The sequence below is a fragment of the Microbacterium sp. OVT16B genome, from assembly GCF_019969705.1.
Classification (GTDB): Bacteria; Actinomycetota; Actinomycetes; order Actinomycetales; family Microbacteriaceae; genus Microbacterium; species Microbacterium natoriense.
Window position 1 is genome coordinate 3,312,631 of record NZ_JAHXZA010000001.1, and the last position, 21,319, is coordinate 3,333,949.

Sequence of the window (21,319 nt, forward strand, 5' to 3'; positions counted from 1 at the left end):
GGATGGCAGAGGTGTTCCGGGACGACCTCGGCATCCCGCACATCCGGGCGACGGACGTGCGGGATCTCGCCGAGGCGCAGGGTGAGGTCACCGCGCGTGACCGCGGCTGGCAGATCGAGGTCGACCGGCTGCGTTCGGCGGGGCGTCTCTCCGAGCTCATCGGGGAGGCGGGTGTCGTGTGGGACGTCTTCGCCCGACGAGCGCGGCTCGACGAGACCGCGCGGCGCGCGTTCGACGCACTCGGTGAGGAGGATCGCGCCTTCGTGAGCGCCTACGCCGGGGGCGTGCGCCAAGGGATGGATGCCGCGGGCTCCGGCGCGGCGGAGTTCCGCGTGCTCGACGAGACGTTCGGAGACACCCGGCCGCTCACCGCGTGGGACGACCACGATCCGCTCGGCGTGCTGCACGTCGCGCACGCGCTGTTCTCGACGTTCCCGCACGTGCTGTGGCGCGAGCGGGTCGCGCTGGCGCTCGGCGACGAGTGGGTCGACCTCTTCGCCGGCGACTCCGGTGAGGAGACGACCCCGACGGCGGGCAGCAACGCCTGGGCGCTGCACGGATCGCGCACCGCCAGCGGGATGCCGCTGCTCGCGGGTGACCCGCACCGGATCTTCGAGCTCCCCGGCGTGTATCAGCAGGTCAGGCTCGCGTGCGACGAGTTCGACGTGATCGGGCTCGCCTTCCCCGGCGTCCCTGGCGTGCCGCATTTCGGTCACACCGGCGACGCCGCCTGGGGCATCACGAACGCGATCGCGCACAGCGTGGACGTGTTCGAGGAGCGTCTGCGGACCGTGCAGAGCGGGTACGAAGCGCTCGGACCCCGCGGGTGGGAGCCCGTCGAGGTGCACAGGTCGCTGATCGCCGTGCGCGGAGGCGACACGATCGAGGTCGAGTCGCTGGAGACGGCTCGCGGCTGCATCGTGACCGATCCGCATCCGCACGACGGCGGGCTGCGGGCCTGGAGCATCCGGCATCCCGCGCGGACGAACGCCGATCTCGGGGCCGGAGCGCTCCTGCCGCTGCTGCGGGCGCGCACGGCTCAGGACGTGATCTCGGCTTTCGGCCGCTGGGTCGATCCCGTCAATCGCGTGCTCGCCGCAGACCGCGGAGGCGACGTGCTGTCGGCCACGGTCGGGACCGTTCCCCGTCGAGAGAGAGACGAACGCCGACGCGCGCACTCCGCCGCGTCCGTCGCTCCCGCCCCCGACCGCGACAGGGTCGGCGCCGTCGTCGTGCGCGATGTCGCCGTCGACGCGAACGAGCGCCCGTCCGCCGCGGCGATCGACCTCGGCTGGGCGTACCCGTCGTCTCATCGGGCGTCGCGCATCGCCCGTCTTCTCGCCGACCTCGCCCCGCGCACCCCCGCGGACTTCGAGCCGATCTGGGGCGACACCGCATCGGGGTCGACGGCGCCGCTGCGCGCCCTGCTCCCCTCTCCCGACGCCTCGCTCTCCCCCGCGGCCGTGCGAGTCCGCGACCTCATCACGGCATGGGACGGGCGGATGGATGCGGGCTCCGAGGCGGCCGGCGCCTTCGGGGCCTGGCGCGACGCGCTCGTGCAGGAGACGGCCGCGCATCCGACGCTGGCACCGCTGCGGGAGCCGCACCCCTTCGGCGCGGTCTTCGACCCGTGGATGGGCGTCGAAGGACAGATCGCCGCGGTGCTCCCCCGGCTGCTCCAGCATCCGGCCCTGCGCGACGACGCTCCGGCTCTGGTGCGGCGGGCTCTGGAGAGGGCGGCGGACGCCGGTACCTGGGGATCGACGCACCGGATGCTGCCGACGCACGTCCTCGCGGACGTCGACCGGGCCACGGCCCCGGTCGCGGGTCTCGACATCGAGCTGTCCGGAGACGGGGACGCCGTGCGCTGCACCGGATCCACACCAGGGCTCACCGACCGCGCCTGGCGGGGCTCCGTCGCCCGGTGGGCATGGGACCTCGCCGACCGCGAGCAGAGCCTGTGGAGCGTGCCGTTCGGCGCCGCGGGCGCCCCCGGCTCCCCGCACTTCTCCGACCAGCTCCGCGACTGGGCCGCCGTCCACCCCACGAGGGTCGTCACCGACTGGGCGGCGCTGCACGCCGACACCCCGACAGGAGCATCATGACCGCCATCCGCACCTCCCGCCTGGCGAGCGGTCCGGCGGGCGCCGTCGTGCACACGACGGACTCGCCCGCTCTCGGGCGCCTGGAGTTCACGGTGCTCGATCCCGTGGCCGAGCTCGACCTGCTGCACGACTGGGTCACCCGCCCCGCCTCGCGCTTCTGGGGGCTCTCCGAACTTCCGCGAGAGGAGCTGCGCGACCTCTACCTCTTCGTCGACGGACTGCCGAGCCACCACGCGTTCCTCGTGCGCCGCGACGGGCTTCCGATCGTGCTCCTCCAGACGTACGAGCCCGAGAACGATCCCCTCGGCGAGGTCTACGACGCCCTCCCCGGAGACGCCGGCCTCCACTTCCTGCTCGGTGACCGCGGCGCGCCCGTCGCGGGGTTCACCTCGCTCGTCGCCGAAGCGATGGCGGAGTTCCTGTTCGCCGGCCCTGACGTCGACCGCCTCGTGATCGAGCCCGACGTGCGCAACGAGCGCGCCGTCGCACGGGCGGTGAAGTCCGGCTTCGAGCTCGGCCCGCACGTCGACCTGCCGACCAAGACCGGACAGCTCGCCTTCCTCACCCGCGAGCGCTGGGAGAGGCTGCACGCGGAGCGCGCGGCGATCAGCTGACCGCCGTCACTCCGGTTCGACGGCCAGCCACAGCTCGCAGGTGGCGTGCGTGCCGGTGAACTCCAGGTAGCGGACGATCGAGGGGCCGGGGCGCAGCCGCCACGGGTGGGACGGGAACCACTCGGTCGCGGTCGCCGCCCACAGGCTCTGCAGGGTGTCGGGGAACGGACCGGTCGCCGAGAAGACGGCCCAGGCTCCGCCCTCGACGCGCACGACGTCGAGGGCGTCCGGCACCGCGGTGGTCGGCGCCAGGGACACTCCGTGCAGGTAGGTCAGCGTCGTCCCTTCGGGGGCATCCGGCTCGATGTCGCCGGTCACCGCGAGGATGCCGGAGGGCTCGGCGTCGTTCAGCCCCTTGAGCCGCACGTGCTCCTCGGGTGCGATGGCGGCGATGTGCTGCTGGATGTGCGGGTTGACGCCCTCGTGGATGAGCGGCACGCGTGCGGCGTGGCCGACGAGCACGAGCTCGGGCAGGGTGATGACGGTGACGTCCATGGGGACGCTCCCTTCTACGCTCAGGCGGAACCGGAGCATGGGTTGTGTGCGGAGAGGACCCCCGTCTCGTCGCGCCTCCGCCGGGCCGATGCCGTGCACGGCGCGGAACGCCCGGCCGAACGCCTCGACCGAGCCGTAGCCGTGTCGAACCGCGACGTCCAGGACGTTCGGGGCGCCGCCGACGAGTTCCGCGGCGGCGAGCGTCATACGCCGGCGCCGGACGTACTCCGACAGGGGCATTCCGGCGAGCGCCGAGAACATCCGGCGCAGGTGGTACTCGGTGGTTCCCTGCGCGCGGGCGAACCCGGCGACGTCGACCTCGGCCGCGGCATCCCGCTCCACGAGATCGACCAGTGCGTTGAGTGCTCCGATCATGGGGTCCTCCTTTCCTGTCCAGCATCCCTTCCGGCGGCGGGCTCGCACCCGATCGTTCCGGTCCGATCCGATCATGCCCGCACCGGGCCCCGCGCGCGATGTGCTTTCCTGGTGAGGGAGGCGCCATGAAGATCCTTGTCCCGAACACCATCGAGCTGCAGCTCGGATCCGATGCGGAGGTCGTGGTCTACGACGTATCCGCGGACATCCCCGCAGGGCACAGGGATGCCGAGGTGCTGGTCACCTGGCAGAACCCGGGGCGCCAGCTCGACCACGCCGTGCGGGATCTGCCGGAGCTGCGGCTCGTGCAGACGCTGGCTGCGGGGCCGGATGCCGTGCTCGCCGCCGGATTCGCCGCGGACGTGCGGATCTGCTCCGGGCGCTCCCTGCACGACGGCCCCGTCGCCGAGCACGCTCTCGCGCTGATCCTCGGGGCGGTGCGCCGACTCGACCTGCTCCACGACGCGCAGCGCCAACGGCGGTGGGACGCGGACTTCATCTCCGCCCAGAGCGCCGCGGAGACCCGCTCCGCGTACACCCTCGCCGGATCCCGCGTGACGATCTGGGGATTCGGCTCGATTGCCGCACGACTCGCCCCCATGCTCGGTCTGCTCGGCGCCGACGTGCGCGGCATCGCCCGCAGCTCCGGCATCCGGTCCGGGTTCGAGGTGCGCGCGGAGGCGGACGCCGCCGAGGTGCTGGCCGAGACCGACGTCCTCGTCTCCCTCGTCCCCGCTTCTCCCGAGACCGCCGACCTCTTCGACGCCGCGGTGTTCGGGATGCTGCGGCCGGGGGCCGTGTTCGTGAACGTCGGCCGCGGCGCCACCGTCGACGAGGACGCCCTGATCGACGCACTGGCGACGGGTCGGCTCCGCACCGCCGCGATCGACGTGATGAAGACCGAGCCCCTCGACGCGGAGTCCCCGCTGTGGACGACGCCGAACCTCGTGATCACCCCGCACGTCGCAGGCAACAGGCCCGTCGGCGCGAGCGCGCTCATCGACGAGAACGTCGCACGGCTCATCGCGGGCGAGGAGCTGAGGAACCAGGTCCGCCCCTGATCTCAAGGTTCCGAGAACCACTGGCATGCTGGATCCTGTGCACGACGATACAGACGACCATCCCGGGGCGACGGAAGAAGAGGTCCTTCGCGCGCGCTCCGCTGCGACAGCCGCCGAAGGCTTGAGACGCATGGTCGAGACCACGGCGAAGATCTTCGAAGCCGTGACCGTGGAGTATGCGTCGATGCAACGCGCGGCAGAGACCATCATCCGCACCTTCGCCGAGCAGGTGGCGCCAGTCATCGATGCGTACGCGAGACCCGATCTCAGCGCTCTCGTCTCGACGTTGGGGACGGTCGTCGAGCAGCTGGCGAAGTATCTCCCCCCGAACTGGCGCGGTGCAGACATACCCGATCTCACCCTCGTGCAGAGCATCGCCGAGGACGAGGGCATCGCGTTGATCCACGTGCCCAGAGCATCCACCGTCACCTCTCTCCTCGCGGCGCCGAACGCTTCGGCCAGGCGCGCTCTTCTGGAAGAGCGGAGCGAGAGCATCGCGTCAGACTGCTGGGCCATCGCGAATGGCATGACCACAGCTCGGGGTCGCTCCCACGGCGTGTTCCTCGCTCACGCGATCGACGCACTGAACGCCGGACATGTCGAGGCATCTCAAGCGCTCTCTACGAACATCATCGACACCCTGGGGAGCGAGTATGTCGTCCCCGCGACCTTCGGGCACAAATGGGCGACGATCATGAGTCGGAACACCAGGAAGATGCGACTCGCCGCGTCTCTGCGCACGTCTCTCGTGCTCCTGCCCTTGGCATCGGCGTACGTGTCCTACGCGCCAGGTGACGAGTCGCCGACGGAGTTCAGCCGCCACGCGACCTCGCACGGGGTATCGCCACAGCAGTACACGCCGGCGAACGCGGTCATCGCGCTGATGTGCGCGGCATCCCTGCTGCGTTGGCTCGAAGAGGACCTCGAGGCGTTCGGCCCCGTCGGCGACTGACCGCCTACAGCTCGACGGGCGGGGCCTCCGGCTCGCTCTCCGCGACCTCGGGGTGGCGGGCGAGGTTCACGATCGCGGCGATGAGGCCGCCCCAGACCGTGACCATGGCGATGATCATCATGACGACGGCTGCGGCGCTCATGCGACCGCTCCCCTCTGCTCGGGCTGCGCGTGCGCGGCGGTCTCCTGATCGGGGTCGTAGTGCTCGGCCGCGAGGAACTCGTCGTAGTCGGGGTCGTCCTTCGCGTGGGAGCGCCGACCCCACGGCAGCAGTGCGAGACCGAAGGCGAGCACCACCAGGGCGATCACCATGCCCCACCCGAAGACGCCGAGGAACCACGCGGGGTACCCGCTGTAGGGGTTCGCGATCTTGTCGATCAGCCCCGTGACGAAGAGGTATCCGAGCACGACAGGTGCGAGGACGCCGACCAGCAGCATCCACACCCGTCCGACGGGGAAGCTCGATCGCCGGTTCAGGTGGTCCTTGAGCGCGGGGAGCCTGTGCAGCATCCAGGCGACGACGATCACGGCGACGAGGGCCACCGCCATGATCCCGAAGGCGTTGACGAAGGCATCCGTCGTGTCCAGGACCGAGAGCGCGGTCGTCGTCGAGAAGAGAGCCATCGAGATGACCGCCAGCGGGATCGACACGGTGAGCGTCGTGCGGATGCGGCTCCACCCCAGCTTGTCCTGCAGGGCGGCGACGATCACCTCCAGGATCGAGATCAGCGACGTCACACCCGCGAAGACGAGCGCCCCGAAGAACAGCACGCCGATGATCGATCCGCCGGCCGCCTGCGAGACGATCGTGGGGAACGCGATGAACGCCAGTCCGATGCCCGACGAGGCGACGCCGGACACATCGGTGCCCTGCGCCTGCGCCATGAAGCCGAGCGCCGCGAACACGCCGATGCCGGCGAGGATCTCGAAGCCCGAGTTCGCGAAGGCGACCACCAGCCCCGACCCGGTGAGGTCGGTCTTGCGCTTCAGATAGGACGAGTAGGTCACCATGATGCCGAACGCCACGGAGAGCGAGAAGAAGATGTGCCCGTACGCCGAGGCCCACACCGCGGGATCGGCGAGCGCCTCCCAGTCGGGCGTGAAGAACGCGTTCAACCCGTCGAGGGCGCCGGGCAGGAAGAGCGACTGCACCACGAGCACCGCGAACATCACGGTCAGCAGCGGCATGAGGATCATGTTCGCGCGCCCGATGCCCTTCTTGACGCCGAGGCACATGATCACGATCACGGCCAGCCAGACCACGACGAGGGGAAGACCGACCTGCGGCACGAACTCGGTGGAGACGCCCGTCTTCGCGACGTCCGCCGACTGCAGGAAATCGGAGAAGAAGAAGTCGTTCTCGTTGCCCGGGCCCCAGGTGAGCTGTGCGGAGAACCACGTGTACATCGCCGACCACGCGATGATGACGGCGTAGTAGACGGAGATCACGACGCAGATCAGGACCTGCCACCAGCCGAGCGTCTCGGCGGAGCGGTGCAGGCGCCGGAAGGCGAGCGGCGCCGACCCGCGGAAGCGGTGGCCGATCGCGTAGTCGAAGAACAGCAGGGGGATGCCGGCGGTCAGCAGGGCGCACAGATAAGGGATGAGGAACGCGCCTCCGCCGCCCTCGTACGCGACGTAGGGGAAGCGCCAGATGTTGCCGAGGCCGACGGCCGATCCGATCGCGGAGAGGATGAAGACGTTCCGCGAGCCGAACGCCTCGCGCTTGTGGGTCTGCGTCGCTGCGGTGGGCATGCGGGCGAGACTACCCGAGATGACGGACGGATGCCGGGGGCGAGCCGCGACCTCGATGAACCGGTGCGGCTCGGGTCTATGCGGCCAGCCGCGCGCGCAGCGAGTCGAGCAGCACCGAGACGCCCAGCTCGAAGGTGCGGTCGGAACGGGCCTCGCCGCGCTCTGCTCCGTCGAGGAGACGCCCGAGGGTGCGGGTCTCCCCCTCCGGCTGCCAGATGTCGTCGGGGGAGGCGAGGTCGAGTCCGAAGCCGATGGCGAAGGCGTCGATGAGGGCGATGATCGCGAGGATCTCGTCTTCGGGGAATCCTCCGTCGACGAGCACCGTCGCGAGCTCGTCGTAGGCGGCGATCACCGAGGGGTGGGTGATCGTCTTGCCGATGAGCAGGGGCACGAGCTGCGGGTGGTCGGCGTACATGCGGCGCTGTGTGCGGAGCACGTCGACCAGATAGTCGTCCCATGCGTCGCCCGACGGCTCGACCCGGTATCCGATGATGAGGCGCCCGCGCATGAGCTCGACGATGCCGTCCATGCCGTCGACGTGGTTGTAGAGCGACGACGGCCGCACGCCGAGGCTCCGGGCGATGGCGTTGACGCCGAACGGCTCTCCCGCACGCGACAGGGCGAGTCCGGCATCGCCGATGATCTCGGCCGACAGCAGCGGCGTGGTCGGTCTCGGCATGGTTCCTCATTCCCAGGAGATCGTCACGTGCTCGCAACACAGGGTCTTCCCTGCGACATCTCCTCTGTGCATAATAATGAACACCATTCGTTTACGAACACCATTCGTTTATGCGTGGCATGCCCCACCCGCGCATCCCGCCTCATCCGACACCCGCGCACACCGCCGTGCGCCCGCCCTTGGAGTCCTCCATGACCGTTCCCGATCTCCGCACTCGAGTCCCCCTCCGCCTGCCGACCGCCACCGCCACCTTCACCATCGGCATCGCCGGCTACCTCGGCGTCAACCTCTCCCCCTACATGATCACCGCGGCGCAGACCGCCCTCGGCATCGACGTGCTCGCGGCCAGCTGGCTCGTGACGGCCACTCTGCTGCTCACCGCCGTCTCCGGGCTCTCGATCGCACCGCTGTGCGCCGGCATCCACCGCCGCACGGTCGCGCGCACCGGCCTCGCCCTCGCCGTCCTGGGCTTCGGCGCGGCGGCGTTCCTGCCCGGCCTCGTGCTTCCGGGTCTCCTCGCCGGGGGCATCGGCGCCGGCGGTGCGGTCGCAGCATCCGGTGCGGCGCTGGCCGCGTTCCGCAACCCCGACCGCGTCGCCGGGTTCAACGGCCTCGCCAACCGCGGAGTCATCACCGTCGTGCTCGCCGTCATCCCGCTGATCGGTCTCGCCCCCATCGACGTGTTCGGCGCTCTGGCGCTGTTCAGCCTGATCGGCCTGCTCGTGTCGGCGTGGCTGCCGGCGGCGCCCGTCATCGCACCGCAGGCCGCGGCCGCCGTGGCGGAGGCCATGCCGATCGACATCCCCGAGACCGGCGCGGTCAGGGTGTCTCCTGCGCGGTCGCGCCTCGTGACGATCGCGGGCTTCGGCCTGCTCGTGACGTTCGCGCTCTGGGCCGCCAGCGAGGACTCGCTGTGGGCGATGGCCGGGGTCATGGGCGCCGAGCAGACCGGCCTCACCCCCGAGGGGCTCGGCATCGCCCTCAGCGGCGCGACCGCCGGAGGACTCCTCGGCTCCCTGCTGCTCATGATCGTCGGCGACAAGCTCGGCCGGGCGGTGCCGCTCGTGATCCTGCTCGTCCTCGGCGGGGCGCTGAAGATCGTCGAGGGCTTCACCACCGATCCGACGGCGTTCATCGTCGTCTTCATCGCCTGGAACACCGTGTACGCGGTCGCGTTCATGTACTTCGTCTCGACCTCGGCCGCCCTCGACGCCGACGGCCGCTGGTCCGGGCCGCTCCTCGCCGTCTATCTCGTCGGCTCCGCCCTGACCCCGGTGATCGGCGCCGCGCTGGTCAGCGTGCTCGGCTATGAGGGCTTCGCGATCGCGCTCGGCATTGCGAGCTTCGTCCTCGCCGTTCCCGCCGGGGTGATCGCCCTGCTGTCCACGCGCCTCGAGCGCACCGCCACCACCGTCGTCGCCCACGAGGAGATCCCCGCATGACCCGCACTGAGCGACCAGAGGGAGTCGAAGTGACCCGCACGCTGTACCGCAACGCCCGATTCTTCACCGCCGCCGACGACGCGCAGTGGGCCGACGCCGTCGTCGTGGAGGACGGCAGGTTCGTCTTCGTGGGCGCAGAGGCGGATGCTCCGGCATCCGATGCGGTCGTCGATCTCGACGGGCGGGCGGTGGTGCCCGGATTCACCGATGCGCACACCCACCTGCTCATGATGGGCAGCGCGCTCGGACAGGTCGGCCTCACCGACGCGCGCACCCTGGAGGAGATCCAGGAGCGCCTGCGAGCGGCCCGCGCGCAGGCTGAGGGCGAGCTGTACGGTCGCGGCTGGCTGTTCGACGCGATCGAGGGCGGCCAGCCGACCGCCGCGATGATCGACGCCGCCGTCTCCGACATCCCCGTCTTCCTCGACGCCAACGACTACCACTCGTGCTGGGTGAACAGCGCCGCCCTGGCGAGGCTCGGCATCACGCGCGACACCCCCGATCCCATCGGCGGGCGCATCGAGAGGGATGCCGCGGGCGACGCCACCGGGATGCTGTACGAGACCGCGGCCCAGCAGTTCGCCTGGACGCACCGCGACGCCACGACCACCGACGCGCAGCGCGACGCCGACGTCGAGCGGGTCGTCGCCGCCTACCTGGAGTCCGGCGTCACCGGAGCCGTAGACATGGCGTTCGATGAGCTCGGTCTCGCCGCACTCGGCCGCGCGGCCGCGCGAGGGGCCCTACCGCTGCGGATCGACGCGCACTGGTTCGTCGCCAACACGGGAGACGACGCCGCGAACCTCGCCCAGGTCGCACGGGCGGCCGAGCTCGCCGCCGCTCCGCAGGCCGGGGTGCGGGTGCGGGGCATCAAGCTCGTGCTCGACGGCACGATCGACGCCTGCACGGCCGCCATGAAGAACCCGTACGCCGACGGGTCGAACGCCGACGCGATCTGGCCGGCCGAGCGGCTGTTCCCCGTCGTCGCGGCGGCGGATGCGGCCGGCCTGCAGATCGCGATGCACGCGATCGGCGACGCCGCGAGCACGCTCGCACTCGACGCGATCGAGCACGCCGTCGCGCAGAACGGAGACCGCCCCCGGCGTCATCGCATCGAGCACCTGGAGTATGCGGCCCCCGGCACGGCCGAACGCATGGCGAGGCTCGGAGTGACCGCGTCGATGCAGCCGGTGCACGCCGATCCCGCGATCTTCGCGAACTGGGCCGCCCAGCTCGGCGATGAACGCGTCGACCGCGCGTTCGCCTGGCCGGAGTACGAGGATGCCGGCGCGCTCCTCGCCTTCTCGACGGATGCGCCCACCGCGCCGCACGAGGCTCTCGCGAACATGTACGTCGCGGCGACCAGGGCGTCGGCGCTGGACCCGTCGGCGCCCGCGGTGCATCCGCAGTTCGCGCTGCCCTTGGAGCGGGCGATCGCGCATGCGACGCGGGATGCCGCGGCATCCGTGGGCGACGGCGCCTGGCGCGGAACGATCGCGGTCGGGCAGGCCGCCGACTTCGCGGTGCTCGACGTCGATCCGTTCGTCGAGGGGGCGGCCTCGCTGCTCGGGGCTCACGTCGTGCTCACCGTGATCGCCGGCGTGGAGGAGTACTCGGCGCCGGAGTGATCGGCGATGCCCGTCGGCCGGCCTCTGGACAGGCCGCGCCGACGGGCGCATGCTGAACGCATGACCGCCTTCCAGACCACGCACGCGTTCAGCGGGTTCAGCGTCGACGACATCGACGCGGCCCGCTCCTTCTACGGCGAGACCCTGGGACTCGACGTGTCGACGAACGCCATGGGGTTCCTCGACATCCGTCTGCCCCAGGGCGGCTCGATCCTCGTGTACGCCAAGCCGAACCACACGCCCGCGAGCTTCACGATCCTCAACTTCCCGGTCGACGACGTCGAGGCCGCGGTCGACGAGCTCAACGCCCGCGGTGTCGTGACGAAGATCTACGTCGACCCCGACTTCGGCACCGACGCGAAGGGCATCGCGCACGGCGGCCCCGGCCGCGGACCCGACATCGCATGGTTCACCGACCCCGCAGGGAACGTGCTCTCGGTGCTCGCCGCGAGCTGAGTCGCGCGCCTAGGCGTTCAGCGTCGCGAGCCGCAGCCAGGTCTCGACCACGGTGTCGGGGTTGAGCGACATCGACTCGATCCCCTCGCCGACGAGCCAGTCGGCGAGGTCGGGGTGGTCGCTCGGGCCCTGCCCGCAGATGCCGACGTACTTGCCCGCCCTGCGGCACGCCTCGATCGCCATCGACAGCATCTTCAGCACCGCGGGGTCGCGCTCGTCGAAGGTCGCCGCGACGAGCCCGGAGTCGCGGTCGAGGCCGAGCGTGAGCTGGGTCATGTCGTTCGAGCCGATCGAGAAGCCGTCGAAGTACTCGAGGAACTCGTCGGCGAGCACGGCGTTCGACGGCAGCTCGCACATCATGATGACGCGCAGTCCGTTCTCGCCGCGGCGCAGGCCGTTCTCGGCGAGCAGCTCGGTGACGGCCGCCGCCTCGCCCAGCGTGCGCACGAAGGGCACCATGATCTCGACGTTCGTGAGCCCCATCTCGTCGCGCACGAATCGCAGCGCCTCGCACTCCATGTCGAAGCACTCGCGGAAGTCCGCAGAGATGTAGCGGGATGCGCCGCGGTAGCCGATCATCGGATTCTCCTCGTGCGGCTCGTAGATCTCGCCGCCGATGAGGTTCGCGTACTCGTTGGACTTGAAGTCGCTCAGTCGCACGATCACGGGTTCGGGCGCGAAGGCCGCGGCGAGCATCGAGACGCCCTCCGCGACGCGCTTCACGAAGTACTCCCGCGGAGAGTCGTAGGCGGCGATGCGCTCGGCGATGTCGGCCTTCAGCTCGGCGGGGAGCGTGTCGTGATCGAGCAGCGCCCGAGGGTGGATGCCGATCTGCCGGTTGATCACGAACTCGAGACGGGCCAGCCCCACGCCCCTGTTGGGCAGCTTCGAGAAGGCGAAGGCCTGGTCCGGGGTGCCGACGTTGAGCATGATCTTGACGGGGCTCGCGGGCATCTCGTCGAGGTGGGTGACGACCTCCTCGAAACCGAGGATGCCGGAGTAGACGAAGCCCTCGTCCCCCTCGGCGCAGGAGACGGTGACCTCCTGCCCGTCGCGCAGCGCGGAGGTGGCGTCCCCCGTGCCGACGACGGCGGGGATGCCGAGCTCGCGCGCGATGATCGCCGCGTGACAGGTGCGGCCGCCGCGGTTGGTGACGATCGCGGAGGCGCGCTTCATGATCGGCTCCCAGTCGGGATCGGTCATGTCGGCGACGAGGACGTCGCCGGGGCGGAACTCGTCCATCTGATCCAGCGAGGTCATCACCCGCACGGGACCCGCGCCGATCTTCTGCCCGATGGCGCGCCCCACCGTGATCGCGGTGCCGGGGGCGTCGAGCACGAAGCGCCGCGTCACGTTGCCGTCGGTGCGGCTCACGACCGTCTCCGGCCGTGCCTGCAGGATGTAGAGCTTTCCGTCGATGCCGTCCTTGCCCCACTCGATGTCCATCGGGCGGCCGTAGTGCTCCTCGATGACGAGTGCCTGGCGCCCGAGCTCCTCGACCTCGGCATCCGTGATGCTGAACCGCGCGCGCTCCGCGACCGGCACGTCGGTGAAGACGGTGCTCGCGCCCACCTGGGTCGCATCGGCGTAGACCATCTTCACGGCCTTCTCCCCCACCGACCGCTTCAGGATCGCCGGGCGCCCGTCGCGCAGGGCCGGCTTGTAGGCGTAGAACTCGTCCGGGTTCACCGCGCCCTGCACGACGGCCTCGCCGAGCCCGTACGAGCTGGTGATGAACACGGCCCGGTCGAAGCCCGACTCGGTGTCGACGGTGAAGAGCACGCCGGATGCGCCCACGTCGCTTCGCACCATCCGCTGGATGCCGGCGGACAGCGCCACGTCGTGGTGGTCGAATCCGTGGTGCACCCGGTACGCGATCGCGCGGTCGTTGTAGAGGGAGGCGAAGACGCTGCGGATCGCGGCGAGGATGTTGTCGATGCCGCTGATGTTGAGGAACGTCTCCTGCTGACCGGCGAACGACGCGTCGGGGAGATCCTCCGCGGTGGCGCTGGAGCGCACAGCCCAGGAGACGGAGTCGGGCTGCGGGTCCGACGCCACGAGGGTCGCGTACGCCTCGCGGATGTCGGACTCGAACGCCGCGGGGAGCGGCTGGCTCTCGATCCACTCGCGCACGTTCGCGCCCACGCGCGCGAGCTCGGCGACATCATCGACGTCGAGGGACTCGACCGTCGAGCGGATGCGGTCGTAGAGCCCGTCCGCCGCGAGGAAGTCCCGGTACGCATCGGCGGTGGTCGCGAAGCCGCCGGGGACGCTCACGCCCGCGCCCGACAGGTTCGAGACCATCTCGCCCAGCGAGGCGTTCTTGCCGCCGACCTGAGCGACGTCGTTCATGCCGATCTGCGTGAACCAGAGGATGGTGGTCATGGTGTTCTTCTTTCGGGTCGGAACCTGGTCGTCGAGCGAGCGATGGTCGGTGAGCGAGCGATGGTCGTTGAGCGAGCGATGGTCGTTGAGCGAGCGAAGCGAGACGAAACGCAGAGACGAAACGCAGAGAAGAAACGCCGAGACGAGCTGTTCAGCTCCGCAGCCGCATGGACTGCATGATCACGGCGGACATCTCCTCCACGGACTTCGTGGAGGAGTTCAGGAAGGGCACGCGGTTGCGGCGGTAGAGATCCTCGGCCCGGCGGATCTCGAGCGTGCACTGGGCGAGGCTCGAGTACGTGCTGTCGGGGCGGCGCTCATGCCGGACCTGGCTGAGCCGGAGGGGCGTCGTGGTGAGGCCGAAGCATTTCGACGCGTACTTCGCGACCGTGCGCGGAAGATCGTCTGCGGGGTAGTCGTCGTCTGTCAGCGGATAGTTCGCGACGAGGAGCCCGTACTGCAGTGCCAGGTACATCGTCGTGGGCGTCTTGCCGCAGCGCGACGGCGCGATGATGATGACGTCGGCGATGTCGAGGGCGCGCATGCTCTGTCCGTCGTCGTGCTCGATGGCGTACTCGACGGCGCGCATCCTGGCGAAGTAGCGCTCCATGTCGCCCACCCCGTGGAACTGGCCGAGCTGCTCGGATGCCGTGCTCCCGAGGCTCGTCTCCAGCTCGCGCAGGTGCCCGCCGAGGAGGTCGATCATCACTCCGCCCGCATCGGCGAGCGCGGCGAGGATCTGCGCGGACTTCACGGTGGTGAAGATGATCGGCTCCTCGCCGTCTCCGCGCTTCGCCCTGATGTCGGCGGCGACGTTGTCCGCGCCGACGACGGTGTCGACGAACGGCACGGTGTGGCGCCGGAAGGTCACCGCGGGGAAGTTCGCCAGCAGCGCGTTTCCCAGCGTCTCCGCGGTGATGCCCGTGCTGTCCGAGACGAAGTACGCGTCGCGGGAAGAGGTGCCGTCGCCGTGCAGCGCAAGACCGGGCCGCGGAGTGGTCATCGGGCGCACCTCACTGTGATCGGATCGGGATGCCACAACCGTATGAAAGAAGTGCACCCCACGATCACCGATCCGCGAGTTAAGAACAGCAGAAATTGCCACTACGGCATGTGCCGCTCCGCCCGCATCGCTCGCACGCTCCGCAGACGCCGGGTGCGCGGAAGGTGCGCACCGTCGTCACTCCGCGAATCCGATGCAGGATGCCTGCGGCATCCGCCACCCGCGCCGTCCGCTCAGGGGACGAGCGGTTCCAGGGTCTTCGCGAGCTGGTGGTCGGCGTAGGGCGACGAGGAGAAGCGCTCGACGGTCTCGTACCCGAGTCGACGATAGAGGCGATGCGCCTCGGCGAGGTCGTCGCGCACCGTCAGTCGCAGCGTGCGGATGCCGCGACGCGCGCTGATCGACTCGATCTCGGCGAGCAGCGCCTGTCCGACGCCGCGTCCTCGTGCGGTGCCGTCGACGAACACCCGCGTGAGTTCCCCGACTCCCTGCTCGATCACCCTCATGCCACCGCAGCCGACCGCGCGGCCCCCGTCTCGGGCGACGAGCAGGAACCCCTCGTCGCCGCAGAGGTCGTCGCTCGGTTCGTCGAGCATCGCCGCCGTCACCTCAGCGGCGGTCGCCGGCCGCCCCCAGTACCGGCCGACGATATCGATGAAGAAGCGCTCCAGAATCGCGCGCCCGTCCGGAGACCGGGGATCCACGAGAGCCAGGGTCAGCGGCGCATCCGAGTATCCAGAAGTCATGACGGTCCTCTCGGCGATCAACGCCTGCCCGGCCGCGTGCCGTGCACAACCCTCGCTCGCTCCTGTCGCACACCCCGGAGCAGGGATCCACACGCGCGGATCATCGGAGCGAGAACGTCGACAGCGTCTCGAAAGACGGGCTCTGACCAGGGAATCTACTGCGGAGACGAGGGGATTTGAACCCCTGGTCCCCGTGAGGGGACTCCACCTTAGCAGGGTGGTGCACTCGGCCGGACTATGCGACGTCTCCAGGCATCCGAGCCGAAGACACGGATGCACCCTGCAATCATAACGGGTCGGACGTGCAGTCACGAATCGGGTCTCCGTGGCCGTGGAACGACCCGGATGCCGTCGCCGATGTATCACCGACGGTCCAGCGCGCTCCTTCCCTGGGAGAGATCTTTCGCCGACGAAGGAGAAGACGATGAACGTCGCACCGTGGAGCACGATCGGACCTGGCGCTGACTGGGCGCCGGTGCGGAGCATCCAGTACTTCCTGCGCGTCCACGGCCACACCGTGGTCGTGGACGGCGTCTACGGGCCGCAGACCGCGGCGGCCGTGTCCGCCCGGCAGGCCGCCGTCGGGCTACCCTCCGACGGCGTGGTCGGGCCGCAGACCTGGCCCCACCTCTACGTCGCCAGCCAGCAGGGCGATCACGGAGACGCGGTGCGCGCCGTGCAGCAGTTCGGGCTCGTGCCCTCGCCCGGGCTCGACCCGCTGGTGGTCGACGGCGACTTCGGTCCGCTCACCGCCGACCGCGTGCGCCAGTTCCAGTGGGCGTGGGGGCTCGGGCAAGACGGCGCCGCCGGCTACGAGACCTGGTCGTTCCTGAGCGCGCTCGTCCCGGGCGCCGATCTCTGGCCACTCGTGAAGGTGGGGGCGACGCAGGACTCGAACTGGCGGGTGCTGGCCGCCCAGCATCTGCTGCGGCATCGCGGAGCGACGATCTCCGCCGACGGTGTCTTCGGACCCCTCAGCGGTGCAGCGATCCAGGCGTTCCAGCAGACGCTGCGGGCGACCTTCATCAGCACGACGGTCGGCCTCCTCGACTGGCCGGCACTGATCGACACCGTCTCGCTCCGCGCGACCGGGGAGGCGGTGCGCGCCGTGCAGACGCTGCTCCCTGCGCCGCTCGCCGTCGACGGCTCGTTCGGTCCGCAGACGGACGCCGCGGTGCGCAGCTTCCAGACGATGTTCGCTCCACCAGCGGACGGCGTCGTGGGACCGGAGACCTGGCAGGCGCTGACGCTGCCGAAGTTCGACTGACACGGGGTCGATGCCGGCCTCCATCGTCCGCCCTCCGTACATGCCGGCGCCCCTCCTCTGCAGATGCACAGGAGGGGCGCCGGTGGGGCAGCGACGGTGCGCGGGTCAGCCCTGCGGCACCGCGCCCGCGTTCGCCGCGGCGAGCAGCTGCTCGACCTGCTCGTAGGTCACGTCGATGCCGGGGAAGCCGACCAGGCGACCGATCGGGAACGACGCCATCATCTTCTGCATCGCCTCGTCATTGGGCATCATCGACGCGGCCGAGGAGTCGGCGCCGGTCAGCTCGCCCATGAAGCCGCCGAGCGCGCCCATCACGATGGGACCTGCGACCGGGTGCGCCACGACGTCGCCGATCGACGAGTTCATCGTGAGAGGCAGCACGACGGCGTCGCCCTCCACCGCCACGGCGACCGTGGAGCGGATGTCGCGGCTGGACGCCGCCACCTCGACGGTGTACTCGCCGCCCTCGACGACGAAGCGGTCGACGCGGATGTCCCAGTACGCGAGGTCCTCTCGGCGCACGACGACCTCGACGGTGCGGCTCTCGCCCGCAGCGAGTTCGACGGAGGAGAACGCCTTGAGCTCGCGCGGCGCACGCTGCGCGATCGACCCCGCCAGCGACACGTACACCTGCGCGACCTCGCGGCCGTCGCGGCCACCCGTGTTCGTCAGCGGGAACGACACGGCGATGTCGCCGCCTTCGGTGACGGATGCCGTCGCCTCTCCGTACGCGAACGTCGTGTACGACAGGCCGAAGCCGAACGGGAAGGTCACCTCGAGCCCCTTGGCGTCGTACCAGCGGTACCCGACGAGCAGCCCCTCGCCGTAGCGGACGTGGCCGAACTCGCCGGGGAAGTTGCCGTAGGAGGGATTGTCCTCGAGACGCACGGGCACCGTCTCGGTGAGCTTGCCCGAGGGGTTCACGGTTCCGTAGAGGACATCGGCGACAGCGCTGCCTCCGGCCTGTCCGAGCAGCCAGCTCTCGACGATCGCGGGCACCCGGTCAGCGAAGGGCAGCGCCACGACACCGCCGTTGGACAGCACGACGACCGTGTTCGCGTTCACCTCGAGCACGGCATCCAGCAGAGCGAGCTGCGCGGCGGGGAGGTCGATGTGCTCACGGTCGAAGCCCTCCGACTCCTCCGCGGCGGGCAGCCCGAGGAAGACGACCGCGACCTCGGCCGACGACGCGGCGGACACGGCCTCGGCGCGCAGCTCCTCAGCCGAGCGCCCCGACGCCGCGATCGCCCCGCCCTCGACCGCGAAACCGGGAGCGTACGACACGGCATCGCCGGCGACGGCGCGAAGAGCGTCGAGAGCGGCATCCACCCGAGTGGGGTTGATGAGCGAGGAACCCGCGCCCTGGAAGCGGGGCTCGGCGGCGAACGCCCCGATGACGGCGACCTTCTGCGAAGGGGTCAGCGGCAGAACGCCGCCGTCGTTCTTGAGCAGCACGATCGAGCGACCAGCGGCCTCACGGGCGAGCGCGTGGTGGGCGTCGACATCCAGCGGGCCAGCGACGACCGGGCGCCGCTCCGACTTGCGCACCAGATCGATCGCGCGGGACGCCGCGGTGTCGAGCACGCTCTCTGCGAGCTCCCCCGCGCGCACGGCGGCGACGAGCTGGGCATCCGTGCGCCCGCCCGATGCGGGCATCTCCAGGTCGAGGCCGGCGGCGACCCCGGCGACGCGGTCGTTTACGGCGCCCCAGTCGGAGACGACGAGTCCGTCGAAGCCCCACTCGTCGCGGAGCACGCTGGTGAGGAGCCACGGGTCCTCAGAGGTCCAGACGCCGTTGAGGCGGTTGTACGAGCACATCACGGTCCACGGCGCCGCGTCCTTGACCACGCGCTCGAAACCGCGCAGGTAGATCTCGCGCAGGGGGCGGGGGTCGACGTCTGAGCTCGACCGCATCCGGTCGAACTCCTGGTTGTTGGCGGCGAAGTGCTTGAGCGACGTGCCGACGCCCTGCGACTGCACACCGCGCACCGAGGCCGCACCGAGCACGCCGGAAACGATCGGATCCTCGGAGAAGTACTCGAAGTTGCGTCCGCACAGCGGAGAGCGCTTGATGTTGATGCCGGGGCCGAGCACGACCGCGACGTCTTCGATCGCGGCCTCGACGCCGATCGCCGCACCGACGCGCTCGATGAGCTCAGGGTCCCACGACGAGCCGATGCCCACCGCCGGGGGGAAGCAGGTCGCGGGAACGCTGCTCGCGAGACCGAGGTGATCCGTGCCGCCCGCCTGCTTGCGGAGCCCGTGGGGGCCGTCCGTCATCATGATCGACGGGATGCCCGCGCGATCGATGGCCTTGGTTGTCCAGAAGTCCGCGCCGCTGGTGAGCGACGCCTTCTCCTCGAGGGTGAGGTCGGATGCCGGGTTATCGGTCATGAGGGTTCCTTTCACAGGCGACGGCGATGTCCTGCGAAAACCATACGACAGTCAGGATTCGATATCAAACGTTGTTCAGGTTTACCCTCGGATGCATGGCACGACGAGGTTCATACGCGAAGGGCGTGGCGCGCCGCGAGGAGATCCTGGAGAGCGCCCTCGAGGTGATCGGCCGCAGGGGGTATCAGAACGCCTCCCTCAAGCAGATCGCGGAGGTGGTCGGGGTGACCCCCGCCGCGCTCCTGCACTACTTCGGGTCGAAGGAGGAGCTCTTCACCGCCGTCCTCCGCAAACGCGACGAGCACGACGGCATGGATCCGCGCTTCGCCGACGACGCCGACCCCCGAGACGGACTCATCGACGTCATCCGCCACAACACCGAGGTGCCCGGCCTCGTCGAGCTCTTCTCACGGCTCGCGGTGGATGCCGTCGACCCGGAGCATCCTGCCCACGCGTACTTCCTCGACCGGAGCGAGCGGCTGCGGGAGGCGGTCGCCGCCGGGTTCCACCGCGACACCACGCGCGAGCCGGCCCTCGACCCCGACACCATGGCACGGGTGCTGCAGGCGGTCGCCGACGGCCTGCAGCTGCAGTGGATGATCGATCCGAGTGTCGACATGGCCGACATCGTCGAACGTCTCATCGACGCCCTCGCTCCGCGGCGCTGAGGTTGCCTCGCATGTCTTCCGCCTCATCGGACCGGGCCGTAATATGCCAATGGATTGCTCACCGCTCGACGGCGATGAGCAATCCATTGTGAATCTTCGCTCAGGGAGAGTCCCCTACGGCACGTAGTACATCGTCGCCCACCACACATTGGCGTTACGGGTCGTTCCCAGGTTGTGGCACCCATTCCCTTCCCGGTAGAACTTGACGGTTCCGGCACTGCTCGCCATTTCGGCCGCAGTCGCGACCCAGAGCGAAGCATTGTACAACTTGACGGATGCTGCGTTGTTTCTGATCTTCTGCCCGTATCCCGCTGATCCCGAATTCGTCAGATTGAACTTGTCGTTGATCCACCACTCACCAAAGTTCTGCCCGCTGTAGTAGCGAGAAGCACCGGTGCAGTTAGGTGAGTAGTAGATCTCGAACGCCGGGGTGACAGCCGCTGCAGCTACTTGCGAAGCGGAAGCATCCGGGATCGACCTCTCCTGCGTTCTCGAAGTCGCGTCAGGGCCTCCCGTGGACGCCACGGCAGGAGTCGAGATAGCAGCGAGGCCGATGAACAGCACTGCTGCGCTGGCAATTGCAGTGAGACGACGTGTCATTCTCATTGAGGACCTTCTCTAGTCATGTTGTGGTTATGTTCTGCCAAGTACCGTCGCCGGTACGTGATAGCGCGGCCCGACCGAGTCGAACGGGGGCGCGCGTCGGGTTCTCACCAGACGGTGTTGCTGATCTGACTCGCAGGGGAGCACGCGTAATTGATGCTGTTCTTGAACTTCATGCGGCTCTGAGTATTCGGTCCGTAGATCCCATCCGCGACGACGCCGATGGCCTGCTGCACCTGGATCAGTGCGTTCCGGGTCGCCGGGCCGAAGTCGCCGTCCGTCGCGAGGTTCTTGCCGTAGCAGGAGTTCAGTGCGACCTGCAGCCAGGCGACACCGTCGTTCTTGTTTCCTGAGCGGAGGGTGCAGCTCTTCGAGGTCCCGTACGTCGGCACTGTCGCGAACTCGTTGGCGTTGTTGGTCAGCCGAAACGCGGTGGACCGGTTGCAGTCCGCGGTCTTGACGATGATCGATGCGTGAGCATCCGCGGCCGATGCGGGAGCCGCCAGGGCGATGCTTCCGGCGACCATCACGAAAGCGCTCGCCAGGGCGACCGCGACCTTCTTCACTGGGCTCATGTTGTCTCTGCGTCCAATCTCTATAGCTTCCATGAAGACGCTATGAGGATCGGCGGACGACTGTCTGTAGGCACTTCGGGGGACACGCGCCCCCGTCGCTCCCCCGCGCCGGCACC

Annotated in this window: 19 protein-coding genes and 1 tRNA gene; 9 read left to right on the plus strand and 11 right to left on the minus strand. The window is 69.6% G+C overall.

The features are described 5' to 3' along the window. Positions 1-2 precede the first annotated feature (2 nt). A complete protein-coding gene (locus LC438_RS15700; RefSeq protein ID WP_223587132.1) occupies positions 3-2,105 on the plus strand; it encodes a penicillin acylase family protein in 2,103 nt (700 codons plus the stop codon). After that, a complete protein-coding gene (locus tag LC438_RS15705) occupies positions 2,102-2,719 on the plus strand; it encodes a GNAT family N-acetyltransferase (RefSeq protein ID WP_223587133.1) in 618 nt (205 codons plus the stop codon). The genes LC438_RS15700 and LC438_RS15705 overlap by 4 nt, the downstream gene beginning before the upstream one ends. A 6-nt stretch (positions 2,720-2,725) precedes the next feature. Here LC438_RS15705 and LC438_RS15710 read toward each other — a convergent pair whose 3' ends face one another. Next, on the minus strand, positions 2,726-3,589 hold the full coding sequence (locus tag LC438_RS15710) for an AraC family transcriptional regulator (protein WP_223587134.1): 864 nt from the start codon (positions 3,587-3,589) through the stop codon (positions 2,726-2,728). A 125-nt stretch (positions 3,590-3,714) separates the two neighbouring features. Here LC438_RS15710 and LC438_RS15715 point away from each other — a divergent pair, with 125 nt between their 5' ends. Together LC438_RS15715 and LC438_RS15720 are read left to right on the plus strand one after the other, a co-directional pair. After that, the gene (locus LC438_RS15715) at positions 3,715-4,650 is read left to right on the plus strand and encodes an NAD(P)-dependent oxidoreductase (RefSeq protein WP_223587135.1); all 936 of its coding nucleotides are present in this window, start codon (positions 3,715-3,717) and stop codon (positions 4,648-4,650) included. Between the two features lie 130 nt (positions 4,651-4,780). Beyond that, on the plus strand, positions 4,781-5,602 hold the full coding sequence (locus LC438_RS15720; protein WP_105674815.1) for a hypothetical protein: 822 nt from the start codon (positions 4,781-4,783) through the stop codon (positions 5,600-5,602). A 4-nt stretch (positions 5,603-5,606) separates the two neighbouring features. Here the strand turns inward: LC438_RS15720 and LC438_RS15725 are convergent, their stop codons facing one another. The 3 genes from LC438_RS15725 to LC438_RS15735 all read right to left on the minus strand — a co-directional run bounded on the left by LC438_RS15725 (position 5,607) and on the right by LC438_RS15735 (position 8,036). Beyond that, complete coding sequence (locus LC438_RS15725; protein ID WP_105674817.1) at positions 5,607-5,744, minus strand: methionine/alanine import family NSS transporter small subunit; 138 nt, start codon at positions 5,742-5,744, stop codon at positions 5,607-5,609. Continuing rightward, the gene (locus LC438_RS15730; RefSeq protein WP_223587136.1) at positions 5,741-7,357 is read right to left on the minus strand and encodes a sodium-dependent transporter; all 1,617 of its coding nucleotides are present in this window, start codon (positions 7,355-7,357) and stop codon (positions 5,741-5,743) included. The genes LC438_RS15725 and LC438_RS15730 overlap by 4 nt, the downstream gene beginning before the upstream one ends. Before the next feature lie 76 nt (positions 7,358-7,433). Then, the gene (locus LC438_RS15735) at positions 7,434-8,036 is read right to left on the minus strand and encodes a TetR/AcrR family transcriptional regulator C-terminal domain-containing protein (RefSeq protein ID WP_105674821.1); all 603 of its coding nucleotides are present in this window, start codon (positions 8,034-8,036) and stop codon (positions 7,434-7,436) included. Between the two features lie 191 nt (positions 8,037-8,227). On the opposite strand from LC438_RS15735, the gene LC438_RS15740 reads away from it, so the two are divergent. Genes LC438_RS15740 through LC438_RS15750 form a run of 3 tightly spaced genes read left to right on the plus strand, consistent with a single transcriptional unit; the run spans position 8,228 to position 11,562 of the window. Beyond that, complete coding sequence (locus tag LC438_RS15740; protein WP_223587137.1) at positions 8,228-9,478, plus strand: MFS transporter; 1,251 nt, start codon at positions 8,228-8,230, stop codon at positions 9,476-9,478. Continuing rightward, positions 9,475-11,106 carry an amidohydrolase gene (locus LC438_RS15745; RefSeq protein WP_223587138.1) on the plus strand — a complete coding sequence of 544 codons (1,632 nt, stop codon included), beginning with the start codon at positions 9,475-9,477 and terminating at the stop codon, positions 11,104-11,106. Before LC438_RS15740 ends, LC438_RS15745 begins: the two co-directional genes overlap by 4 nt. Positions 11,107-11,166: 60 nt before the next feature. Beyond that, positions 11,167-11,562 (plus strand): VOC family protein, encoded by a 396-nt coding sequence (locus LC438_RS15750; RefSeq protein ID WP_105674827.1) that lies wholly within the window; start codon positions 11,167-11,169, stop codon positions 11,560-11,562. Between the two features lie 9 nt (positions 11,563-11,571). On the opposite strand, the gene ppsA is transcribed toward LC438_RS15750, so the two are convergent. The 4 genes from ppsA to LC438_RS15770 all read right to left on the minus strand — a co-directional run bounded on the left by ppsA (position 11,572) and on the right by LC438_RS15770 (position 15,946). Further along, the gene (gene ppsA, locus LC438_RS15755; protein WP_223587139.1) at positions 11,572-13,947 is read right to left on the minus strand and encodes a phosphoenolpyruvate synthase; all 2,376 of its coding nucleotides are present in this window, start codon (positions 13,945-13,947) and stop codon (positions 11,572-11,574) included. Positions 13,948-14,098: 151 nt separating this feature from the next. Continuing rightward, positions 14,099-14,950 carry a pyruvate, water dikinase regulatory protein gene (locus LC438_RS15760; protein WP_223587140.1) on the minus strand — a complete coding sequence of 284 codons (852 nt, stop codon included), beginning with the start codon at positions 14,948-14,950 and terminating at the stop codon, positions 14,099-14,101. Positions 14,951-15,183: 233 nt separating this feature from the next. Beyond that, the gene (locus LC438_RS15765; RefSeq protein WP_223587141.1) at positions 15,184-15,696 is read right to left on the minus strand and encodes a GNAT family N-acetyltransferase; all 513 of its coding nucleotides are present in this window, start codon (positions 15,694-15,696) and stop codon (positions 15,184-15,186) included. Positions 15,697-15,857: 161 nt separating this feature from the next. After that, positions 15,858-15,946 (minus strand) — tRNA-Ser (locus tag LC438_RS15770). 174 nt (positions 15,947-16,120) lie between these two features. On the opposite strand from LC438_RS15770, the gene LC438_RS15775 reads away from it, so the two are divergent. Beyond that, on the plus strand, positions 16,121-16,963 hold the full coding sequence (locus LC438_RS15775; protein WP_223587142.1) for a peptidoglycan-binding protein: 843 nt from the start codon (positions 16,121-16,123) through the stop codon (positions 16,961-16,963). Between the two features lie 105 nt (positions 16,964-17,068). On the opposite strand, the gene LC438_RS15780 is transcribed toward LC438_RS15775, so the two are convergent. Further along, positions 17,069-19,357, minus strand: coding sequence for a glycoside hydrolase family 3 C-terminal domain-containing protein (locus tag LC438_RS15780; RefSeq protein ID WP_223587143.1), 2,289 nt, complete (start codon positions 19,355-19,357; stop codon positions 17,069-17,071). 95 nt (positions 19,358-19,452) lie between these two features. Between LC438_RS15780 and LC438_RS15785 the strand changes: the two genes are divergently transcribed. Continuing rightward, a complete protein-coding gene (locus LC438_RS15785; protein ID WP_105674840.1) occupies positions 19,453-20,025 on the plus strand; it encodes a TetR/AcrR family transcriptional regulator in 573 nt (190 codons plus the stop codon). Between the two features lie 114 nt (positions 20,026-20,139). On the opposite strand, the gene LC438_RS15790 is transcribed toward LC438_RS15785, so the two are convergent. Then, a complete protein-coding gene (locus LC438_RS15790) occupies positions 20,140-20,625 on the minus strand; it encodes a hypothetical protein (protein ID WP_146114314.1) in 486 nt (161 codons plus the stop codon). 110 nt (positions 20,626-20,735) lie between these two features. Further along, positions 20,736-21,203 (minus strand): peptidoglycan-binding protein, encoded by a 468-nt coding sequence (locus LC438_RS15795; RefSeq protein WP_181155901.1) that lies wholly within the window; start codon positions 21,201-21,203, stop codon positions 20,736-20,738. Between the last annotated feature and the right edge of the window lie 116 nt (positions 21,204-21,319).

What these genes read in the sequence shown, in the direction of transcription:
- LC438_RS15700 (WP_223587132.1), top strand. Translation starts at nt 3, where the DNA reads ATGGCAGAGGTGTTCCGGGACGACCTCGGCATCCCGCACATCCGGGCG.
- LC438_RS15705 (WP_223587133.1), top strand. Translation starts at nt 2,102, where the DNA reads ATGACCGCCATCCGCACCTCCCGCCTGGCGAGCGGTCCGGCGGGCGCC.
- LC438_RS15710 (WP_223587134.1), bottom strand. Translation starts at nt 3,589, where the DNA reads ATGATCGGAGCACTCAACGCACTGGTCGATCTCGTGGAGCGGGATGCC.
- LC438_RS15715 (WP_223587135.1), top strand. Translation starts at nt 3,715, where the DNA reads ATGAAGATCCTTGTCCCGAACACCATCGAGCTGCAGCTCGGATCCGAT.
- LC438_RS15720 (WP_105674815.1), top strand. Translation starts at nt 4,781, where the DNA reads ATGGTCGAGACCACGGCGAAGATCTTCGAAGCCGTGACCGTGGAGTAT.
- LC438_RS15725 (WP_105674817.1), bottom strand. Translation starts at nt 5,744, where the DNA reads ATGAGCGCCGCAGCCGTCGTCATGATGATCATCGCCATGGTCACGGTC.
- LC438_RS15730 (WP_223587136.1), bottom strand. Translation starts at nt 7,357, where the DNA reads ATGCCCACCGCAGCGACGCAGACCCACAAGCGCGAGGCGTTCGGCTCG.
- LC438_RS15735 (WP_105674821.1), bottom strand. Translation starts at nt 8,036, where the DNA reads ATGCCGAGACCGACCACGCCGCTGCTGTCGGCCGAGATCATCGGCGAT.
- LC438_RS15740 (WP_223587137.1), top strand. Translation starts at nt 8,228, where the DNA reads ATGACCGTTCCCGATCTCCGCACTCGAGTCCCCCTCCGCCTGCCGACC.
- LC438_RS15745 (WP_223587138.1), top strand. Translation starts at nt 9,475, where the DNA reads ATGACCCGCACTGAGCGACCAGAGGGAGTCGAAGTGACCCGCACGCTG.
- LC438_RS15750 (WP_105674827.1), top strand. Translation starts at nt 11,167, where the DNA reads ATGACCGCCTTCCAGACCACGCACGCGTTCAGCGGGTTCAGCGTCGAC.
- ppsA (WP_223587139.1), bottom strand. Translation starts at nt 13,947, where the DNA reads ATGACCACCATCCTCTGGTTCACGCAGATCGGCATGAACGACGTCGCT.
- LC438_RS15760 (WP_223587140.1), bottom strand. Translation starts at nt 14,950, where the DNA reads ATGACCACTCCGCGGCCCGGTCTTGCGCTGCACGGCGACGGCACCTCT.
- LC438_RS15765 (WP_223587141.1), bottom strand. Translation starts at nt 15,696, where the DNA reads ATGACTTCTGGATACTCGGATGCGCCGCTGACCCTGGCTCTCGTGGAT.
- LC438_RS15775 (WP_223587142.1), top strand. Translation starts at nt 16,121, where the DNA reads ATGAACGTCGCACCGTGGAGCACGATCGGACCTGGCGCTGACTGGGCG.
- LC438_RS15780 (WP_223587143.1), bottom strand. Translation starts at nt 19,357, where the DNA reads ATGACCGATAACCCGGCATCCGACCTCACCCTCGAGGAGAAGGCGTCG.
- LC438_RS15785 (WP_105674840.1), top strand. Translation starts at nt 19,453, where the DNA reads ATGGCACGACGAGGTTCATACGCGAAGGGCGTGGCGCGCCGCGAGGAG.
- LC438_RS15790 (WP_146114314.1), bottom strand. Translation starts at nt 20,625, where the DNA reads ATGACACGTCGTCTCACTGCAATTGCCAGCGCAGCAGTGCTGTTCATC.
- LC438_RS15795 (WP_181155901.1), bottom strand. Translation starts at nt 21,203, where the DNA reads ATGAGCCCAGTGAAGAAGGTCGCGGTCGCCCTGGCGAGCGCTTTCGTG.